We start from the raw sequence: 18,876 nt of genomic DNA, 5'->3' as shown, positions 1-18,876 counted from the left end.
GCGGGCCCCGATGCAATGGTTTCAGGGCAGTGATCTGGCCGTCGACGGCCAGATCGTGACGCATCGTCCGGTTGCCTTAGATCGGCATCGGGTACTGGCGATGAACCGCCTCGATTTCCACGAGAAGGTCGTGCGACAGCTTGAGATTGACGGAGCTCAGGTCTGTCTCGAGCTGTTTCATCGTCGTCGCGCCGATAATCACCGAAGCCATGAAGCGGCGATGCAGGCAGAAGGCGAGCGCCATCGCAGCAGGATCGAGCCCATGCCGTGCAGCGATGTCGAGATAAGCCTTCGTCGGTGCTTCCTGCAAAGGCTGCAGCCGACCGCCGAGATCGCCATTGATCGCCCCGCGCGAGCCTTCCGGCTTGGCGCCGTCGATATACTTGCCGCTCAGGATGCCGCCGGCGAGGGGGGAATAGGCGAGCAGGCCGACATCCTCGTGATGCGACAGCTCCGCCAGATCGAGGTCGTGGTGGCGGTAGAGCAGATTATATTCGTTCTGGATCGTGGCAACGCGCGGCAGGCCGAGCTGTTCGGCGAGCGTCAGATACTTCTGGGTGCCCCAGGTGGTTTCGTTGGAAAGGCCGAAGGCGCGAACCTTGCCTTCGCTCACAAGAGCACCCATCGTTTCCAATATCTCCGTGATATTGGCGACGGCCTTGGCGTGGTCCTGCTTGAAGGGATCGTAGTGCCAAGCCTGACGGAAATGGAAATGTCCGCGGCTCGGCCAATGAATCTGGTAGAGGTCGACATAGTCGGTCCGCAGGCGCTTCAGGCTTGCCTCGATCGCCAGGCGAATATTCTTTGCGTCGGCACCGTCGCCGTTGCGGATGTAGGAACGGCCGGGGCCCGCGACCTTCGTCGCGAGCACGATATCCTTGCGCTTGCCCGTCTTCTGGAACCAGCTGCCGATGTAGTCTTCGGTCAGCCCCTGCGTTTCCGCCGAAACGGGCGTAGTCGGATAGAGCTCGGCCGTGTCGAAGAAGTTGACGCCCTCCTCGACGGAATGGTCCATCTGCTCGTGCGCTTCGATCTCGGTGTTTTGCGTGCCCCACGTCATGGTGCCGAGGCAGATTTCGGACACGGAAATATCCGTGCGGCCAAGTTTCCTGTATTTCATCTGAAAGCCTTGAAAGTGATCTGAAAAAGAAATGGTCTGGAGGGGCGGCGCAAATCTAGACTGTAATTGAGTAAGCGCAAGGGGCCAAAACGCTGCGTTCTCGCAGCTGCAAAAGCCTTGGAGCGCGGGGCTCCGGCACTTGACTCTGCAGGAAAGAATGTCAATTGGAGGCGAAATAACCAGAGGTCCAATTATAAAGGACATAGGATGACCATCGCTTTCACATTTCCGGGGCAGGGCAGCCAGGCTGTCGGCATGGGCAAGGATCTCGCTGAAAACTTCGCCGAGGCACGCGCCGTCTTCCAAGAAGTCGACGAAGCGCTGGGCGAGAAGCTGTCCGAGACGATGTTCAATGGGCCGGAAGATACGCTGACCCTGACGGCCAATGCGCAGCCGGCCTTGATGGCGGTGTCGATGGCGGTTATCCGGGTCCTCGAAACCAACGGCGTCGACCTAAAGGCAAAGGTCTCCTATGTCGCCGGTCATTCGCTAGGCGAATACTCAGCGCTCTGCGCCGCAGGAACCTTCTCGCTGGCCGACACTGCACGGTTGCTCCGCATCCGCGGCAACGCCATGCAGGCCGCCGTACCGGTCGGCGTCGGCGCGATGGCGGCCATTATTGGCCTTGAACATGCCGATGTCGCCGCCGTCTGCGAGGAAGCCTCGGCCGTCGGCTCCTGCCAGATCGCCAACGACAACGGCGGCGGTCAGATCGTCATATCAGGCGAGAAGGCGGCCGTCGAAAAGGGCGCTGCGATTGCGACCGAGAAGGGCGCCAAGCGCGCGATCCTGCTTCCGGTCTCCGCTCCCTTCCATTCTTCGCTGATGGCCCCAGCTGCAGAAGCGATGCGCGAAGCGCTGGCCGGCGTGAGGAAGTCCAACCCGGTCGTGCCTCTTATCGCCAACGTGCGCGCTGCGCCGGTGACCGACGCCGACGAGATTGCAAAGCTGCTCGTGGAGCAGGTGACGGGCCAGGTCCGCTGGCGCGAGACTGTCGAGTGGTTCGCGGCCAATGGCGCGACGACGCTTTACGAGGTCGGCTCCGGCAAGGTCCTGACCGGCCTTGCACGCCGCATCGACAAGACGGTGAACGGCATCGCCGTCAACACGCCTGCTGATATCGACGCGGCCGTTGCCGCCCTGATGGCCTGATAGATTTCACGATTACAAGGAACACTACCCATGCTCGATCTTTCCGGCCGCAAGGCTCTGGTTACCGGCGCATCCGGCGGCATCGGCGAAGAAATCGCCCGTATCTTGCATAAGCAGGGCGCAATCGTCGGCCTTCATGGCACCCGCGTCGAGAAGCTTGAGGCGCTGGCCAACGATCTCGGCGATCGTGTCAAGATCTTCCCGGCCAACCTCGCAGACCGCGATGAAGTCAAGGCGCTCGGCGTCAAGGCGGAAGCCGATCTCGAAGGTGTGGACATCCTCGTCAACAACGCCGGCATCACCAAGGACGGCCTGTTTGTGCGCATGAGCGACGAGGACTGGGATAGCGTCATCGAAGTGAACCTGACGGCGATGTTCCGCCTGACGCGCGAGATGACCCATCCGATGATGCGCCGCCGCTATGGCCGTATCATCAACATCACGTCGGTCGTAGGCGTGACCGGCAATCCGGGCCAGGCCAATTACTGCGCCTCCAAGGCGGGCATGATCGGCTTCACGAAGTCACTGGCTCAGGAGATCGCAACCCGCAACGTCACGGTCAACTGCGTGGCGCCTGGCTTCATCGAGTCCGCCATGACCGGCAAGCTGAACGACAAGCAGAAGGAAGCGATCATGGGAGCGATCCCGATGAAACGCATGGGCACCGGCGCGGAAGTCGCCTCTGCGGTTGCCTATCTCGCCTCGTCGGAAGCTGCTTATATGACAGGCCAGACGCTGCACGTAAACGGCGGCATGGCCATGATCTGAAACGGGAAACTGCGTTTCGAGGCAGTTTTCGCCGCAATAGCGTGTTGAGCAACCCGATGGGGTTGATTTTCTGGCTTTGCGGCAGACTTAAACCGTGTTAAGCGGGCCATGACTGTGAACAGTCTCCCGAGAAAGCAGACGGACCGGCGGGCTTTTGTGCAAGCCTGGGACATTTCTGGTAGCCGGGTTCAAAGAGTTTGCCGAGGGTGGCTTAACGGCGCCGCAGGCTGAAACAGGGTAGGGATGTCACAAGGCATTCTGATCAGGATATAAGGTCGAGGAAACCGACATGAGCGATATCGCAGAACGCGTAAAGAAAATTGTTATTGATCATCTTGGCGTCGACGCCGACAAGGTTGTTGAAAGCGCCAGCTTTATCGACGATCTGGGCGCTGACTCGCTCGACACCGTCGAACTGGTCATGGCGTTCGAAGAAGAATTCGGCGTTGAGATTCCGGACGACGCTGCAGACTCGATCCTGACGGTCGGCGATGCCGTGAAGTTTATCGAAAAGGCTCAGGCTTAATCCTGAGCGATTGAGAAAAGGGCGGACCCGGAGTCCGCCCTTTTTATTTCTGGCATGGTTCTCCAAGAACATAAAAGGCGGGGGAATGCAGTCGATGAGACGGGTCGTCATAACAGGTACCGGCATGGTATCACCCTTGGGATGCGGAACAGAAGTGACGTGGTCCCGCTTGCTTGCGGGTCAGAACGGCGCCCGCCTTGTCACTGAATTCGAAGTCGACGATCTGCCCGCAAAGATTGCCTGCCGCATTCCGGTTGGTGACGGCAGCAACGGCACCTTCAACGCCGACGACTGGATGGAGCCTAAGGAACAGCGCAAGGTTGATCCGTTTATCATCTACGGCATGGCCGCCGCTGATATGGCGCTTAAAGATGCGAACTGGCACCCCGAGAGCGATGAGGACCAGGTTGCGACCGGCGTCTTGATCGGCTCCGGCATTGGCGGCATCGAGGGCATTGTCGAAGCAGGCTATACGCTGCGCGACAAAGGCCCGCGCCGCATTTCGCCCTTCTTCATTCCTGGCCGTCTGATCAACCTCGTATCCGGACAGGTGTCGATCCGCCACAAGCTGCGCGGGCCGAACCACTCGGTGGTCACGGCATGCTCGACTGGCGCTCACGCGATCGGTGACGCTGCCCGTCTCATCGCGTTCGGCGATGCGGACGTCATGGTTGCTGGCGGCACCGAGTCCCCGGTCAGCCGCATCTCGCTCGCCGGCTTTGCCGCCTGCAAGGCGCTCTCCACCCAGCACAACGACGATCCGACCAAAGCGTCGCGCCCCTATGACAAGGACCGTGATGGGTTCGTCATGGGTGAGGGGGCCGGTATCGTCGTTCTCGAAGAGCTGGAACATGCCAAGGCGCGCGGCGCCAAGATCTATGCCGAAGTGGTCGGCTATGGCCTCTCGGGCGATGCCTATCACATCACGGCTCCGTCCGAGGACGGTGAAGGCGCGCAGCGCTGCATGACGATGGCGTTGAAGCGAGCCGGCTTGACCGCTGCCGATATCGACTACATCAACGCGCATGGCACGTCGACGATGGCCGACACGATCGAGCTCGGCGCGGTGGAGCGTCTGGTTGGTAATGCAGCCTCCAAGATCTCGATGTCGTCGACGAAGTCCGCGACCGGTCATCTGCTCGGTGCTGCCGGCGCGATCGAGGCCATCTTCGCAACGCTTGCAATCCGGGACAATGTCGCGCCTCCGACGCTCAACCTCGACAATCCTGAGCGCGAGACCGCGATCGACCTCGTCCCGCACAAGGCCAGGCAGCGGGAAATCAACGTCGCCCTGTCGAATTCCTTCGGATTCGGCGGCACGAATGCCTCGCTGGTGCTGCGCCGCTACGTCGCCTGAGTTCAGGCGTTGACGTTCTGGCGGTGGGGCTGCACCTTGCGCGGCGTGGCCCCACCTGCATTTTGCCGCATTGCTTAGCAAGAAGCGGGACTTGAGGCCAAGTTTAGAGGATTGCCGGTGAACGATACGAACCAAAACAACGGGACGATCGGCGAGGAGAGCCAGCAGACGCAGAGTGGGCCGATCATTCCCAAGTCGCCAAGCGAGGCGCTGCGGCCGGAACGCGTGCCCGAGCCGCCGAAGCGCTCGAAGAAAGCGCGCAGCCAGGTTATCATTTTCCTGAACTTCCTGATGACGCTGGTCGTCCTCGGCTGCGCAGCCGCTGTCTTCCTCTTCTACTACGCGATCTCGGCCTACCAAGATCCTGGTCCGCTGGAGACGAATACGAACTTCATCGTGCGAAATGGTGCCGGCGTTGCTGAAATTGCCGCGAGCCTTGAACGAAACAACATCGTCTCGGATGCCCGTATCTTCCGCTACCTCACGGCAACCCACCTTGATGATGGCGAGAGCCTCAAGGCGGGTGAGTACGAAATCAAGGCACATGCTTCCATGAACGACATCATGGAACTGCTGAAATCCGGGAAGTCGATCCTGTATTCCGTCGCCTTCCCCGAGGGCCTCACCGTCCGCCAGATGTTCAATCGCCTGAACGAGGATGCCGTGCTGGAAGGCGATCTCCCGGCTGTCGTCCCCGCAGAGGGAAGCCTCCGCCCGGATACCTACAAGTTCTCGCGCGGCACGAAGCGGGTCGAAATCATCGAGCAGATGGCTGCGGCCCAGCAGAAGCTGGTCGAGCAGGTTTGGGACAAGCGCGACCCGTCGCTGCAACTCAAGTCAAAGGACGAACTGGTCGTCCTCGCCTCGATCGTCGAGAAGGAGACTGGCGTTCCCGATGAGCGTGCCCACGTGGCTTCCGTCTTCCTTAACCGGCTGGGCAAGGGGATGCGCCTTCAATCAGATCCGACAATCATCTACGGGTTGTTCGGCGGCGACGGAAAGCCGACGGATCGCCCGATCTATCAGTCGGACCTGAAGAAGGAAACGCCCTACAACACCTACGTGATCAAGGGGCTTCCCCCGACGCCGATCGCCAATCCGGGCCGTGATGCGCTGGAGGCTGTCGCCAATCCGTGGAAGACGCAGGATCTGTATTTCGTCGCCGATGGCTCCGGCGGGCACGTTTTTGCAGCCACTCTTGAGGAGCATAACGCGAACGTCAAGCGCTGGCGCCAACTGGAAGCCGCCAAGGGAGCCGATCCCAATATTGCGGTCGACGGACAGCCCGAGAGCCAGACGCAGCCGGACACACCTGCCGCGCCTGCTGCCCAAAAGAAAAAGAAGACGAACTGATTTTTGGAGGCTCGCATGGCTTTGCAGTCCATGACCGGTTTTGCGCGGCGAGAAGGCACGAGCGGCCGTTGGCGTTGGGCTTGGGAGTTGCGTTCGGTCAACGGCAAGGGCCTTGACCTGCGCTTGCGCTTCCCGCCGGGGCTGGAGCGTATGGAGAGCGACGTGCGTCGCCTTGCCGGCGAGCGCTTCAGCCGAGGCAATATGCAGGCGTCGCTTTCCGTCTCTGCCGGTGAAAGCCGCATTGAAACCGTCCTCAATCAGGAAGCGCTTTCCGCTGTGCTCGCCTTGCGCGATCAGCTTGGCGGCATCATCGATCCCGCGCCGTTGCAGCTGGATACATTGCTCGCCATCCGGGGTATCATCGAATTCCGCGAGAGCGAGGACGGTGATGAAGCGATCGCCGCCCGCGATTCCGATATTGTGGAAGGCCTGATCGCAGCTCTCGCCGACCTACGGCACATGCGCGAGACGGAAGGTGCCGCTCTGTTGCGCGTACTTCTCGACCATGTGGCCACCATCGAGGGATTGACAGAGGTGATCGAGCGTGACCCCTCCCGCTCTCCGCAGGAGATCTCGACGAGATTGGCCGCGCAGGTCGCATTGCTGATGGATGGATCGGGAAAGCTGGATCGCGACCGGCTGCATGCGGAAGCTGCTCTGCTCGCCACCAAGGCGGATCTCCGTGAAGAGATCGATCGCCTGAAAGCGCATGTGGTTGCCGCTCGCGACCTGCTCGGCAAGGGCGGCCCGGTCGGGCGTAAGCTGGATTTCCTTGCACAGGAATTTAACCGAGAATCGAATACTATCTGCTCGAAGTCGAATGCCGCGGCAATCACCGCCGCCGGCATCGAACTGAAAGTCGTCATCGACCAGTTCCGCGAGCAGGTCCAGAATCTGGAGTGATACATGAGCCCGGCCCAGTCGAGCACACCCACCAAAATCGCCCGGCGCGGGCTGATGCTTGTCCTGTCCTCGCCCTCGGGCGCAGGCAAGTCGACAATTGCTGGCAACCTTCTCCGAGACGACCACAGCCTCGAAATCTCTGTCAGCGTTACGACCAGGGCCAAGCGGCCGAGCGAGATTGCCGGCAAGCATTATCACTTTATCACTGTACCGCAGTTCGAGAGGATGCGCGACTCAGGCGATCTGCTCGAATGGGCGGAGGTTCACGGCAACTTTTACGGCACGCCGCGCGAGCCCGTGGAATCGGCCATGGCCGAAGGTCGCGACATGCTGTTCGATATCGACTGGCAGGGTGCCTTGCAGCTTCAGGACAAGATGAAGGCCGATATCGTTTCGATCTTCGTGCTGCCGCCCACCATGACCGAACTGCAGTCTCGCTTGCATCGCCGGGCCGAGGATTCGGAAGAGGTCATTCGTACGCGGCTTTTGAATTCGCGCGCGGAGATCGAACGCTGGCGCGAATACGACTATGTCATCGTCAACGACGATCTCGATGAGGCTTTTCGCAATGTGAGCTGCATCGTCAATGCCGAACGCGTCCGCCGCGACCGGCGTTACGGCTTGTTCGATTTCGTCAACGGGCTGCTGACTGAAGAGCCGAACCTTTAGGACCTGCACGGTCGATGCAATGGTGCTTGCGGCTAGATCAACTGACCGGGCCGATATGCTGTCACGCGATTCACTATCCTGGAAAGTCGGCGTGCCCTAAGCGAACGCTGGCTAGAGGCAATTCGCCAGTCGAACAAACTCTTCGACTGAAAGCGTTTCGGCCCGTCGTTGCGGGTCGATATCCGCCTTCTTCAACAAGACTTCGCCCCCCAGCGGCTTTAGGCTCTGCCGCAGCATCTTGCGTCGCTGGCCGAAGGCGGCATGCGTGACCTTCTCCAGATCGGCGACCGAGCAGGGGATCGGGCTTTGCTTTGGGGTCAGATGAACGACAGTCGACGTTACTTTCGGCGGCGGCGTGAAAGCTTGCGGCGGAATGTCAAACGCCATCCGTGCGTTCGTACGCCATCCGCAAAGCACGCCAAGACGTCCATAGTGGTCGTCGTCTTCGGCCGCAACGACGCGCTCTCCCACTTCCTTCTGAAACATCAGCGTCAGCGAGTCCCAGAAAGGAGGCCACTGCTTCGGCAGGATCCAATTGACCAGCAGCTGCGTGCCGACATTGTAGGGCAGGTTGGCAATGATCTTCACCGGTCCCTCGGGCGTCAGAGCTTCGAAGTCCGTCTTCAGCGCATCGCCTTCGATGACCTCGAGCCTCCCCGGATAGTGATCCGCGATTTCCGAAAGCGCGGGTAAACAGCGAGAATCACGCTCGACGGCGATCACCTTCTTTGCACCCAATGCCAGAATGGCGCGCGTCAGGCCGCCGGGACCCGGACCGACCTCAAAAACCGTGGCTCCTTCCAAGGAGCCGGCTGTGCGAGCAACCTTCTGCGTCAGGTTGAGATCGAGCAAGAAGTTCTGGCCGAGCGCCTTGCGCGCATCGAGGCCATGGCGCTGAATGACATCGCGAAGGGGCGGCAGCCCATCCAAGGCAGCCATCAACGATGCCCTTCTGTGGTGCGTCCGAGGTGACCGGCGAGCTTCAGCGCCGCGACGAGACTGTTTTCACGCGCAAGGCCCTTGCCGGCGATCCCGAAGGCGGTGCCGTGATCGGGCGAGGTGCGCACAAAGGGCAATCCCAGCGTGACGTTGACAGCGTCGTCGAAGCCAAGTGCCTTGGCCGGTATCAGGGCCTGGTCGTGATACATGCAGATCGCAACGTCGTAACGCGCTCTGGCGTCGTCGTGGAACATCGTATCGGCAGGCAGCGGACCGATTGCGTTTATTCCCTCGGATCTCAGGAATTGGATGGCCGGTTTGATGACCGTTTCATCCTCTTTGCCGATCGCACCGTCTTCTCCGGCGTGTGGATTGAGACCGGCTATCGCGAGCCGGGGTTGCTCGATCCCGAAGCGACGCCTGAGATCGGCATCAGCAATCCGGCAAGTCTCGATGATGAGATCGGCCGTCAGTGCCTGAGGCACATCCTTGAGCGGAATATGAATTGTAACAGGAATGGTGCGGAGCTTCGGACCCGCGAGCATCATCACCGGCATCCCCGCCTGTCCAGTCGCACGCGCGGCGAGATCGGCCAGAAACTCAGTGTGTCCGGGGAAGGGAAAGCCGGATTCGTAGAGAACGGACTTGGCGATCGGGTTGGTGACGACGCCGAGGGCTTCGCCACTCATTGTCAGCGAGACAGCTCTTTCGATCGCGGCGATCGTGCTCTTTGCCGTCGCCACATGCGGCTCACCCGCTACAACGTCGATACCTGCGGCAATGGGGAGCACGGGGAGGGCATCTGCAAAGACATCATTGGCGTTGGTGCAATCGGTCTCGCGAATGGCGATCGTCAAGCCTAGGAGCTTGGCACGCGATGCCAGCACATCAGGGTCGCCAATGAACACGAACGGAGGCAGACCCAGCTCCCTGCGCCGCATCCAGGCCAGAAGTGTGACATCGGGGCCGACGCCGGCCGGATCGCCCTGGCTGAGAGCAAGCGGGCGCGAGAACGAGAGTGTCATCTTGCTCAGGGACGCATGATCTGCGCCTTCTTGCGCAGCTCTTCCATATATTTCTGGGCGTTCGGATTTTCCGGAGGGGCGTTCTTCCCTGCCTTCGCCTTATCAAGGTCTTCCTGGCGGAACACCATTTCGGCGGCTTGGTCATCAGAAACCTGGCGCTGGCTGCAGATGGCGATGTATTCGACACCTCTGTCGGTCACGCGCGTGGCGGTCGTGTTGCCCTTTGCCTGCTCGACAAGCGGCTTCCATTCGGCCGGAAGTTCCGGTGCAAGAACGCGACCAAGGTCACGGACTGACACGTCAAGCATCGTTGCTGCGAAGACCTTTGCCTGGTCACAACCCGGATACTTCGCGCGAGACGCCTCGGCTTCGCTCTTGCGTTTGCCGACGATGCCCTTCTTGTTGGCGGGAACGACGAAGATCATCTGCTGCAGAATATATTCGGTGGTTTCCGGCTTCTGCTTGTTCTCCATCATGCGGGCAACAAGGTCGGAATTCGACATGCGATTGCTCGAACCGTAGCGGGCATTGACAAGGCGCGGCCAGCTCATCTGCACGGCAATGAAAGCCTTGAAATGATCAACACCGACGCCGGCGCGTTCGAGAATTTGCGTCATCTGGTCCGTCGTCAACTTGTTGCCGCTCGCGAACCGCGCGAACGATGCGTTGACGTCGTCCTTGGAAACCGACATGCGGACGCGGGAAATTTCCTGCTGCTTCAGCGTCTGTTCGATCAGCTGTTCTTCCGCTGCTTTCGCATCAGCCTTTTGATGCTGCAGGCGCAGGAATGCCTGGCGCTTGGCGATGTCACCGCTGGTGATTGCTGTTCCGTTGACGACAACTCTGACTTCGCTTGCAGCAACAGCTGAGCCGGTCTGCGGCGAGGCAAAAGCCGCCAGCATCGCGAAAGTCGCACCGGCAATCATCGTCCTTACGGTTCTTCTTGCGCCAATCATCTATCGACCCTTCCCATTGACGCCGCGCACTCACGTCGCGGCGCGCATACCTTCCCGAGACACACGGGCATTACCGCTGCAAATTGAAAATTCAGCATATGCCTTAGATCTCAACTGGCGACAATGTCCTGCATAGTCTTACGGCGAAAGAAAGGCCCTTTCTTTCGCCGTATTACAGAACTGACAGTTAATTCTGGTAGATGGTTGGGCTGGCATCTATGGGCGTGCCGAGATTGATGTCGCCCAGCGTCCGGAAGGTCAACCTCGCCCCGATACTCCAGTCGCTCGCGGTTTCCGCGGTGGTATCGCGCTTGTCGATATATGCGATCGTGAAGATGGTGCATTCGTCTTCATAGGTAAGGCCGATTGTCTTCCTGACAACAGTGTTGTCCTGAAGGTCCCAAGCGACGCCGCCAAATACCGTCCAATAATCCTTGAACTTAACAGCAGCCTTGGCCTGGATCTCATCATTGTCCTCGGCGAAGCCGTATTCCGGCTGCGCTGAGACATGCGTGTAGATCATCTGACCTTGGAAATTGTCGGTCTGGTAACCGGCCGTCAAATCGCCACGACGGAAATCCAGGTCCTTGTCGTCAAGCCGATAGGAAGCTGCAAGGGCAACGCCCTGTGGCGTTTCGATCCCGCCGAGTCCGACGAAGTCGGAGACGTCCGTTTCGAGGCCGGAGTCGGCGCCGACGTTTACCAGATCAGCCGTGTCAAAGGAGTTTTGGCCGCCGAGCTGGTAGGATTGGCCGAAGATACCGTGCAGCTTGTAGCCGTTGTCAAACGTACCGGTGTACTGGAAGCCGACATTGGCGCGCGTGCCACCTTCGATACGGTCGTAGCCGGAGAACTTATCACGCTCGAAAAGATTGGTCGCATCGAACACGAAGCTCTGCGCATCTTCGTTCGGAAGAGAGCCGGCAAGCCGTTCGTCGGGCCGTGCATAAAGCTGAACAATCGGTTCGAACAGGTGTGTGCTGTTCGCGGTCGTACCGAGGATCGGGTAGCGCATTTCCAACCCTGCGGTAAACATCGAACGCGTCGCTGCATTACCGTCGTCGTAATTGCCGTCATAGACAAAGGTGCCGGAGGTCGGCGGCGGCGTCATGTTCAACGCCAAGGCATCGCCGCGGGCTGCAAGCAGCGGAGTGATCAAGAAGCCCTGAGGCGTGACAAAGGTCCGCTTCCATTCCAGTTCGCCCGTAAGGCGAGATGTCTGGCCCTCAAGGCCGCGGAACCGATCAAAGCCTGCGACGCTATAAAAGTCGTCGTGCGTGCGCGACAGGTTCGTGAAGTTGACATCGGCAGATAGTTCACCTCCGGCGAGCGGCTGCGGCGCCACGAAGTGATAGTCCATCACCGGGTAAACGATTGCCTGCTGCTTCTCGGCGATATCATTCGGATCGGCGTTCTGAACGTCGAAATAGAACGAGCGCAGATCGAAATAATTCCGCTTGCCGAGACCCGTCAGGTAAACTTGGTTGGTATGTGTACTTTCGTCCAGACCCTTCAGGTTATAGGTGCGAGCGAAGTTGTTGTCACTCTGAACCATCACGTCCCAACCAAACGCCCATCGCGGGTTGATTTGGAAGGCCCCCTTCGACGCTACGACACCGCGGAAGTCATTTTCGGCATCGCTAGTGCCGGGCGTAAAGGTCCCCGGGCTGAGCTGGTCGATACCGGCCACGCGCAAGGTGTGCGTGCCGTTCTCGAATCTCTGGCGGAATTCCGCGTCCGCCAGGAAACCCTGGGTGGTGTAACCCGTGCCGGTCACCGTGACGTCGCTGCTCGGCGAAATGACGTAATAGTACGGGACAGAAAGGCCGAAGCCGAGATTCTGCGATGCGCTAAAGGTCGGGAAAAGGAAGCCGGACTTCCGCTTCACGGTATTGTCGGGGACCTCGATCCACGGAACGTAGGCGAGCGGGTGGCCAAGGAGCTCGAAGCGCGCCTTTTCAAGGCGAATCGTATGCTTGACGCCGTCCTGAATGACGCGTTCAGCCTTTACCTGCCAGAAGGGAGGTCGTTCCGGTCTTTCAGCGCAAGGCAAACAGGCGGTATAGACGCCCCTGTTCAGGATCATTTGCGTGCCCCCAACACGCTGGCCGGTTTCGGCAACCAGGCGCGTATTGTCGGGGGTCTCAATTCGGAGCGCGTTTACGAACCCGTTGGCAAAATCGTCGGTGATGTCAATCTTGTCACCGTACATGCGGTTGCCGTCGGGGGCGATCAACTCCACGTTGCCGAGCGCCATCAGGCGGCGGGTCTGCTGATTGTACTCGACGCGTTGCGCCACCAATCTGTAGCCGGCGTAGTTAATCTGTACACCGCCGATGGCCGAAACGATCTGCGCGTCCTTGTTGTAGACGAGTTCGTTTGCCGACAGAATCAGCTTCTGGTCGGCGGACACGTTCGGCCTCAAGCCTTGCAGGGCATCCTGGGCGAAAGCAGCAGGAAAGCCATTCGAATAGGTAGACAGGGCCGCGCCTAGGAGCAGGGCAACCAACTGTTTACTAAGAGTCTTGCGGTCGCCTGCCGCCACTAGCCATCCTCCTGATGAAGCAGAATTGTTGCACCCAAAGCCAAGGCAACAATGACCGGAATCCACGTTGCCACGAAAGGCGGGACAACCCCACTGCTTCCGAATGCTTTTACAAGCACGGTGACCACATAAAGCACGAAGCCCGACAGGATTCCACCCAGAATCACCGACCTCGACTGGTTGAACCGGCTAAATTTTAGGGACACTGTTGCAGCAATGAGAGTCATTGCGACAAGCAACAGTGGTTGGGACAACAACGAATGAAATTGGGTCTCAAGCGCCTTGGTCGGAATCCCGAAGGATCTCGCCGCGTCAATTCGGCTCGAGAGATCAAAAAAGCCAATAGTTTCAGGGGCTGTCAGCCTCTGCTGGATGAAATCCTGTTTCAAATTGGTGCTTACGCGCACCTCATCGAGCCGTGTGGCGACTTCGCCCGGACGACGCTCGACAACGTTCTTAAGAAGCCAGTAACCATCTTCCAATTTTGCCGACGCGGCGTCCTGTCTCAGGATGATGTGATCGGACGAATCGAAATGCACGAACACGGCGTTCATAAGCAGCGTGCCGTTTTCGAGAATCGTATTCGCTCCGATGATCACGTCGTCCCCGCCGCTGATCTGGCGAATCCACGGAACTTGCGGCGCGGCGTTCGACCCTGAGACTTCTCCACGCCAGTTGCTCTCGATGACGGCAGCCTGACGTTGCCCCCAGGCTGCCAGCGGGTTGAGGACGGTCATGACCAGGACGCCGAGCAAAAAAGCGCCTGCGAGGAAGGGAGACATGAACTGCCAAACCGAGATGCCGGCAGCACGCGTCACGACCAGTTCGTATTTTCGGTTGAGCCCGATTAGAACGGTCATGCCCACAAAGAGGGCAATGAAGGGCACGGTCTGCTGCAAGATGAGCGGCAGACGCACCGCCGTCATCGCGAGCCCGCCGGTCACGGTGTAGCCGGGAAGACCGGAGAGTCGGCCAGCGGTCTCGCTGAAATCAACGAGGTAGACGATGCCAATCACGCCGAGAAAGAACCACATTGTGGTCAGCAGGTATCGACGGAAGAAGTAACGGCCGAGTGTCCCGAGAATCATGCGCTGCCTCCGGCGGAGGGATCTGCCGACCGACCAAAGCGTCGCGACAGTCTCTGCCAAGAGGCGGAGATTCGGTCGCTCATCGCGGACACGACCGACAGGCGCTTGTGGTGCGACAGAGATGCGATTGCCAAAAGGCTGGCGACCACGGGAATCGCATAGAGCACGCCGATATACTCTGGATCCGTGTCGATCTGGTTGGCGGCGTAGAACGACGCCCAACGAATACCGAACGCGAAGATGAGCGCCGCGACCATGGGGTGCAACCGTGCTTCGCGGTGGGAGCGAGCATCACCGGCGATCGCGAGCGAAATCAGCGCAAACACCATCGGAAGAACCCAATCCGTCATGCGGCGGTGCAATTCGGCACGATAACTACCGGGTCTGGCGATGTAATCCTTGTCGTTCGGATCCGGATTGAAGAGGAACGCAAGCTCGCGGTCGGATGCGCGAAGAGTCGCCTGACCGCGGTTTTGGGTCAGATCGGACAGGTCGAAGGAGTAGGAATCGAAACGAATGACGGAGACTTCACCGGTTTGCGTTTTGCGGTGAACCTCGCCATCATGCATGATGAGTGACGTGCCCTTCTCGTCAACGGCGCCTTCACGTGCGTAGTAGATAAGCTCGAATGCGGGGTCGCGCTCATCGACGACGAACAAGCCCTTGAGCACGCGTCCGGCCAATCTCTCGGATATCTGTACGTAGAGGCCGGTGTCGATGCGGCGGAAGTTCTTCTCTTCAATCACGGTCGAGAGCAGATCCGCATAGGCAGCGGCCACCATCTGGCGAACCCCCGTCTTGGCCTTCGGCTCGACGACGTTGTCCACCAGAAACGAAAAGATGCTAATGACGGCGGCGAGGATGAGGATCGGGCGCAGGATAATGCTGCGCTTGGCGCCAGCCGCGTCGATGACGGTCAGCTCCGAATCGTTGTTCATTGTCGTCAGGGTCTGCGTCACACCGATGACAAGTGCGAACGGCAGCACGATCGGAATGATCGACGGTAGAATCAGCGTTGCCAGCTTGGCGAACGATCCCATCGACTGGCCGCTGTCGGTTACGAGATTGACGCGCTGCAGGACCTGAGTCGTCCAAATGATCGCGAGCACCGGCAACAGGGCAACGAGAAACATCTGGCCAACGCGCCGGAGTATGTATGTTTCAAGCAGTTTCATTAATGCCCTTGAACGCCATTTGCGAACCAATGCCGCTACGCAGCGAAATCCATCTACGCTGTTTGGGTCTCTTTTGCGACAAGCTGGAGTCGAAAATTCATTCAAATTTCAGATTTTTTTTTGCCCTGTGGCGAATCGGTAAGCGCAAGAAGACCTGCAAAGACAACAACGGACGAAAGCCAACCCAGGATGACGTCTGAAAGGTAGTGCGCGCCAAATGCAAGACGCATGGCAGGTGTCAGAAAGGCGATCGCTGTGAGGGGGAGGGCAAGCGCGAAGCGCGCCGGCTGTGGTATCAGGAAAATCAGACAGAAAACCCAGCCGGCGCCTGCCGCTTCGCCGGAAATGAAAGAGCAGTTCGATACGCATTTTCCGATCATGGAGCCCGCCTGCACGAAGTCGAGGTGGCCACCAAAATCCAGCGTTTGGGACGGTCGCGGTCTACCCCAGTATGTCTTGAGAATGAGATTGGCGAGGATCACGGGGCCGATCATCAGCGACGTGAGCGCAATCTTGAAGGAGCGGGCGCGCGCGAGGTTGAAAGTGGATCCGCAGTGCCCGTAGCACTCCAAAAGTTTCCACAAGAGGACGATGGCGATGAGGTAGGGAAGCCGGAAGAACAGCGTTCTCAGGAACCCGAGATAAGCCTCGTGCCGGTAGGGAAAGTAGCCGCAGTTTTTTCCGAATGTGGCTGGAGTGCTGCATGCCTCGCGCACAAAGAAATGCGCTGATGCGTAGACATCGATCTGCGGAAAGCCATTGAACAGCAGAAGCAGCAGCCACCACAGACAGAAAAGACCTATAAACACACGTGCGGGATCGCTGTCGGGCATTGGTATGCGCCAAGACGTCCTCGTCCCTGCAGGCATCAAAAGGGAAAGCAATTCGGAATTCCTGTGGACTCAATTCCGCGGGAGGAATATGCGCCGAAGATGACATCCCTTTAACGGGTTGGCGGTTAGTCAGGCCGCCACGGCCTCATCCCGAAGACTTGTTTTTGGGGGTGAAACCCGAAATGATCGGATAGAGCGGATTTAGGACAATCCCACTGGAGAAGACATGTCAGCCAAGTTCGATATCTCATTTGCAAGCTCCACCGAGATCGCCGGTGGCTACGCGGTCCTCCTGCAGGCAAGCGGAGCGGATCTTGCCGCCGGGGGCAAGCTTGCGGATCCCGCTGGCGTCATCGCGAGAGCCGCAAAGATCGCCGGCTTCTCCGCCAAGGCGACGACTGTGCTGGATCTCGTTGCGCCCGAGAGGTCCGCGGCTGAGCGGCTTATCGTCGTAGGACTCGGCAAACCTGAAGAGCTGACCGCTCACGATTGGCTGAAGGCTGGCGGCGTCGCCGCATCCAAGATCAAGAAGGCCGAAAAGGTCGCAATCTTCGTCGATGCGCCGGGTGCCGGCGTCGGAGCGAAGGAAGCGGCGGATTTTGCGCTTGGAATGCTTTTGCGCGCCTATAGCTTCGATACCTACAAGACCAAGAAGAAGGACGAGGACGGCAATGGCCGGAACGGGCAGGTGCCGATCAAGATCGTTACCGCCAAAGCGACAGAGGCGGCAGAAGCCTTCAAGCTCTCGGAAGCCGTTGCGGCGGGCGTTAACCTGGCCCGCGATCTTGTGAACGAGCCGCCGAATGTTCTGGGTCCGGTGGAGTTTGCCGCCAAGGCAAGCGAGTTGCAGAAACTTGGGGTCGAGGTGGAAATCCTCACCGAGAAGGAAATGCAAAAGCTTGGCATGGGCGCCCTGCTGGGCGTGGCACAAGGCTCGGTCCGGCCCCCGCGTCTGGCGGTCATGCAGTGGAAGGGCGGCAAGAGCGGCGAGAGCCCGATCGCCTTCATCGGCAAGGGCGTGGTCTTTGATACCGGCGGCATTTCGATCAAGCCCGCTGCCGGCATGGAAGAAATGAAGGGTGACATGGGCGGTGCTGCCGCTGTCACCGGCTTGATGCACGTCCTCGCTGCCCGCAAGGCAGCCGTGAACGCGGTCGGCATCATCGGTCTGGTCGAAAATATGCCCGACGGAAACGCGCAGCGTCCCGGCGACATCGTTACCTCGATGTCGGGCCAGACGATCGAGATCATCAATACCGATGCTGAAGGCCGGCTCGTTCTGTGTGACGCGTTGTGGTATTGCAACGATCGCTTCAAGCCGAAATTCATGATCAATCTGGCAACATTGACCGGCGCTATCCTTGTTGCGCTCGGCAATGTCCACGCCGGTCTGTTCTCGAATGACGATGAGCTCTGCGCGCAGCTGACCGCTGCCGGCCTGACAAGCAGCGAAAAGCTGTGGCGCATGCCGCTCGGCAAGGAGTACGACAAGCTGATCGACAGCAAGTTCGCCGACATGAAGAACTCCGGCGGCCGTCATGCGGGATCGATCACCGCCGCTCATTTCCTGAAGCGATTCGTGCAGGAAACGCCTTGGGCACACCTCGACATCGCAGGAACGGCAATGGGCTCGCCGCAGGATGAGATCAATCAGTCCTGGGGTTCCGGTTACGGTGTACGCCTGCTCGATGAGCTGGTGCGTGCCAACTACGAGTCATGACGGAAGTTCTGTTTTACCATCTGACGGAATCCAAGCTGGAGGATGCCCTCCCGCCGTTGCTCGAGAAAAGCGTCGAGCGCGGCTGGCGGGTCGCGGTGCAGTTGAAAGACGCTGCGCGACGCGACCTGCTCGATCAGCATCTCTGGACATTTCGCGAAGATAGCTTCCTGCCGCATGGCACGGATGAGGGGGACCTGGCGGCAGATCAGCCGGTTCTCCTTACGGTTTCCGAAGGGAATTCCAACGCGGCGACGGTACGATTTATCGTCGATGGCGCTGAGCCGCCGCCGGTCGAGCCTTATAGCCGGATCGTCTTCATGTTCGATGGTTACGACCAGGCGCAGCTCGAAGGGGCTCGCGCGCAATGGAAGAAGCTGAAAGGCGAGGGACATAACCTCACCTATTGGCAACAGACCCCGGAAGGGCGCTGGGAAAAAAAAGCATGAAAAAGCCCGCTTCAAGCGGTCCGCTTCAAGCGGGCTTATACATTGCGAGGCCGGTGCATCGGTTATGATGCACCGGCCTCGTTTGCCATTGAGGTGATTGCAACACCGCAGTGACGATGCGCAGAGCGGTTGGTCCTAGCGGGCCTGAACTTTCGTTCGTAAAAAAGCAGAACCCTTTGCGCATTTCGAGGCTTCGTCGAACCGTTGAGAGAGCTTCGCGCTCGCGTATAAGGGAGACATCGCCTCATGACCTATACTAGCCGCTTTATCGGCATCGACATATCGAAATCGTCCTTCGACA

17 protein-coding genes are annotated in these 18,876 nt (G+C 59.3%); 9 read left to right on the top strand and 8 right to left on the bottom strand.

What is annotated here, in order from left to right; all coding sequences use genetic code 11:
• Window positions 1-76: 76 nt before the first annotated feature.
• Complete coding sequence (locus C934_RS0114455; protein WP_026371807.1) at window positions 77-1,120, bottom strand: aldo/keto reductase; 1,044 nt, start codon at window positions 1,118-1,120, stop codon at window positions 77-79.
• 207 nt (window positions 1,121-1,327) lie between these two features.
• Here C934_RS0114455 and fabD point away from each other — a divergent pair, with 207 nt between their 5' ends.
• From fabD to gmk, 7 genes are all read left to right on the top strand, one after another.
• Window positions 1,328-2,272 (top strand): ACP S-malonyltransferase, encoded by a 945-nt coding sequence (fabD, locus tag C934_RS0114450; protein ID WP_018857374.1) that lies wholly within the window; start codon window positions 1,328-1,330, stop codon window positions 2,270-2,272.
• Window positions 2,273-2,302: 30 nt separating this feature from the next.
• Entirely contained in the window at window positions 2,303-3,040 is a 738-nt protein-coding gene (fabG, locus tag C934_RS0114445) for a 3-oxoacyl-[acyl-carrier-protein] reductase (protein ID WP_018857373.1), read from the top strand.
• A 289-nt stretch (window positions 3,041-3,329) separates the two neighbouring features.
• Window positions 3,330-3,566 carry an acyl carrier protein gene (locus C934_RS0114440; protein ID WP_003547058.1) on the top strand — a complete coding sequence of 79 codons (237 nt, stop codon included), beginning with the start codon at window positions 3,330-3,332 and terminating at the stop codon, window positions 3,564-3,566.
• 94 nt (window positions 3,567-3,660) lie between these two features.
• On the top strand, window positions 3,661-4,923 hold the full coding sequence (gene fabF / locus C934_RS0114435; protein ID WP_026371806.1) for a beta-ketoacyl-ACP synthase II: 1,263 nt from the start codon (window positions 3,661-3,663) through the stop codon (window positions 4,921-4,923).
• Between the two features lie 111 nt (window positions 4,924-5,034).
• Window positions 5,035-6,276, top strand: a complete 1,242-nt coding sequence (gene mltG, locus C934_RS0114430; protein WP_442965923.1) for an endolytic transglycosylase MltG — start codon at window positions 5,035-5,037, stop codon at window positions 6,274-6,276.
• Between the two features lie 15 nt (window positions 6,277-6,291).
• A complete protein-coding gene (locus tag C934_RS0114425) occupies window positions 6,292-7,179 on the top strand; it encodes a YicC/YloC family endoribonuclease (RefSeq protein ID WP_018857370.1) in 888 nt (295 codons plus the stop codon).
• 3 nt (window positions 7,180-7,182) lie between these two features.
• Complete coding sequence (gene gmk / locus C934_RS0114420) at window positions 7,183-7,848, top strand: guanylate kinase (RefSeq protein ID WP_018116250.1); 666 nt, start codon at window positions 7,183-7,185, stop codon at window positions 7,846-7,848.
• A 111-nt stretch (window positions 7,849-7,959) separates the two neighbouring features.
• On the opposite strand, the gene rsmA is transcribed toward gmk, so the two are convergent.
• From rsmA to C934_RS0114385, 7 genes are all read right to left on the bottom strand, one after another.
• Window positions 7,960-8,787, bottom strand: a complete 828-nt coding sequence (gene rsmA / locus C934_RS0114415; protein ID WP_018857369.1) for a 16S rRNA (adenine(1518)-N(6)/adenine(1519)-N(6))-dimethyltransferase RsmA — start codon at window positions 8,785-8,787, stop codon at window positions 7,960-7,962.
• A complete protein-coding gene (pdxA, locus tag C934_RS0114410; RefSeq protein WP_018857368.1) occupies window positions 8,787-9,812 on the bottom strand; it encodes a 4-hydroxythreonine-4-phosphate dehydrogenase PdxA in 1,026 nt (341 codons plus the stop codon). Before pdxA ends, rsmA begins: the two co-directional genes overlap by 1 nt.
• A gap of 5 nt (window positions 9,813-9,817) precedes the next feature.
• Window positions 9,818-10,768: a peptidylprolyl isomerase gene (locus C934_RS0114405; RefSeq protein WP_018857367.1), complete on the bottom strand. Its 951-nt coding sequence runs from the start codon at window positions 10,766-10,768 to the stop codon at window positions 9,818-9,820.
• A gap of 187 nt (window positions 10,769-10,955) precedes the next feature.
• Complete coding sequence (locus C934_RS0114400; RefSeq protein WP_018857366.1) at window positions 10,956-13,313, bottom strand: LPS-assembly protein LptD; 2,358 nt, start codon at window positions 13,311-13,313, stop codon at window positions 10,956-10,958.
• Entirely contained in the window at window positions 13,313-14,401 is a 1,089-nt protein-coding gene (gene lptG / locus C934_RS0114395) for an LPS export ABC transporter permease LptG (RefSeq protein WP_018116849.1), read from the bottom strand. The genes C934_RS0114400 and lptG overlap by 1 nt, the downstream gene beginning before the upstream one ends.
• The gene (lptF, locus tag C934_RS0114390) at window positions 14,398-15,576 is read right to left on the bottom strand and encodes an LPS export ABC transporter permease LptF (protein WP_025659817.1); all 1,179 of its coding nucleotides are present in this window, start codon (window positions 15,574-15,576) and stop codon (window positions 14,398-14,400) included. The genes lptG and lptF overlap by 4 nt, the downstream gene beginning before the upstream one ends.
• 101 nt (window positions 15,577-15,677) lie before the next feature.
• Window positions 15,678-16,409: a phosphatase PAP2 family protein gene (locus C934_RS0114385; RefSeq protein WP_018857364.1), complete on the bottom strand. Its 732-nt coding sequence runs from the start codon at window positions 16,407-16,409 to the stop codon at window positions 15,678-15,680.
• A 226-nt stretch (window positions 16,410-16,635) separates the two neighbouring features.
• On the opposite strand from C934_RS0114385, the gene C934_RS0114380 reads away from it, so the two are divergent.
• Window positions 16,636-18,129, top strand: a complete 1,494-nt coding sequence (locus C934_RS0114380) for a leucyl aminopeptidase (protein ID WP_018857363.1) — start codon at window positions 16,636-16,638, stop codon at window positions 18,127-18,129.
• Window positions 18,126-18,575 (top strand): DNA polymerase III subunit chi, encoded by a 450-nt coding sequence (locus C934_RS0114375; RefSeq protein WP_018857362.1) that lies wholly within the window; start codon window positions 18,126-18,128, stop codon window positions 18,573-18,575. The genes C934_RS0114380 and C934_RS0114375 overlap by 4 nt, the downstream gene beginning before the upstream one ends.
• Window positions 18,576-18,876 lie beyond the last annotated feature (301 nt).

The sequence above is a fragment of the Rhizobium sp. 42MFCr.1 genome, assembly GCF_000377185.1.
Lineage (GTDB): Bacteria > Pseudomonadota > Alphaproteobacteria > Rhizobiales > Rhizobiaceae > Rhizobium > Rhizobium altiplani.
The sequence above is the reverse complement of the archived record's forward strand: the minus strand, read 5'-3'. Positions and strand labels throughout refer to the sequence as shown.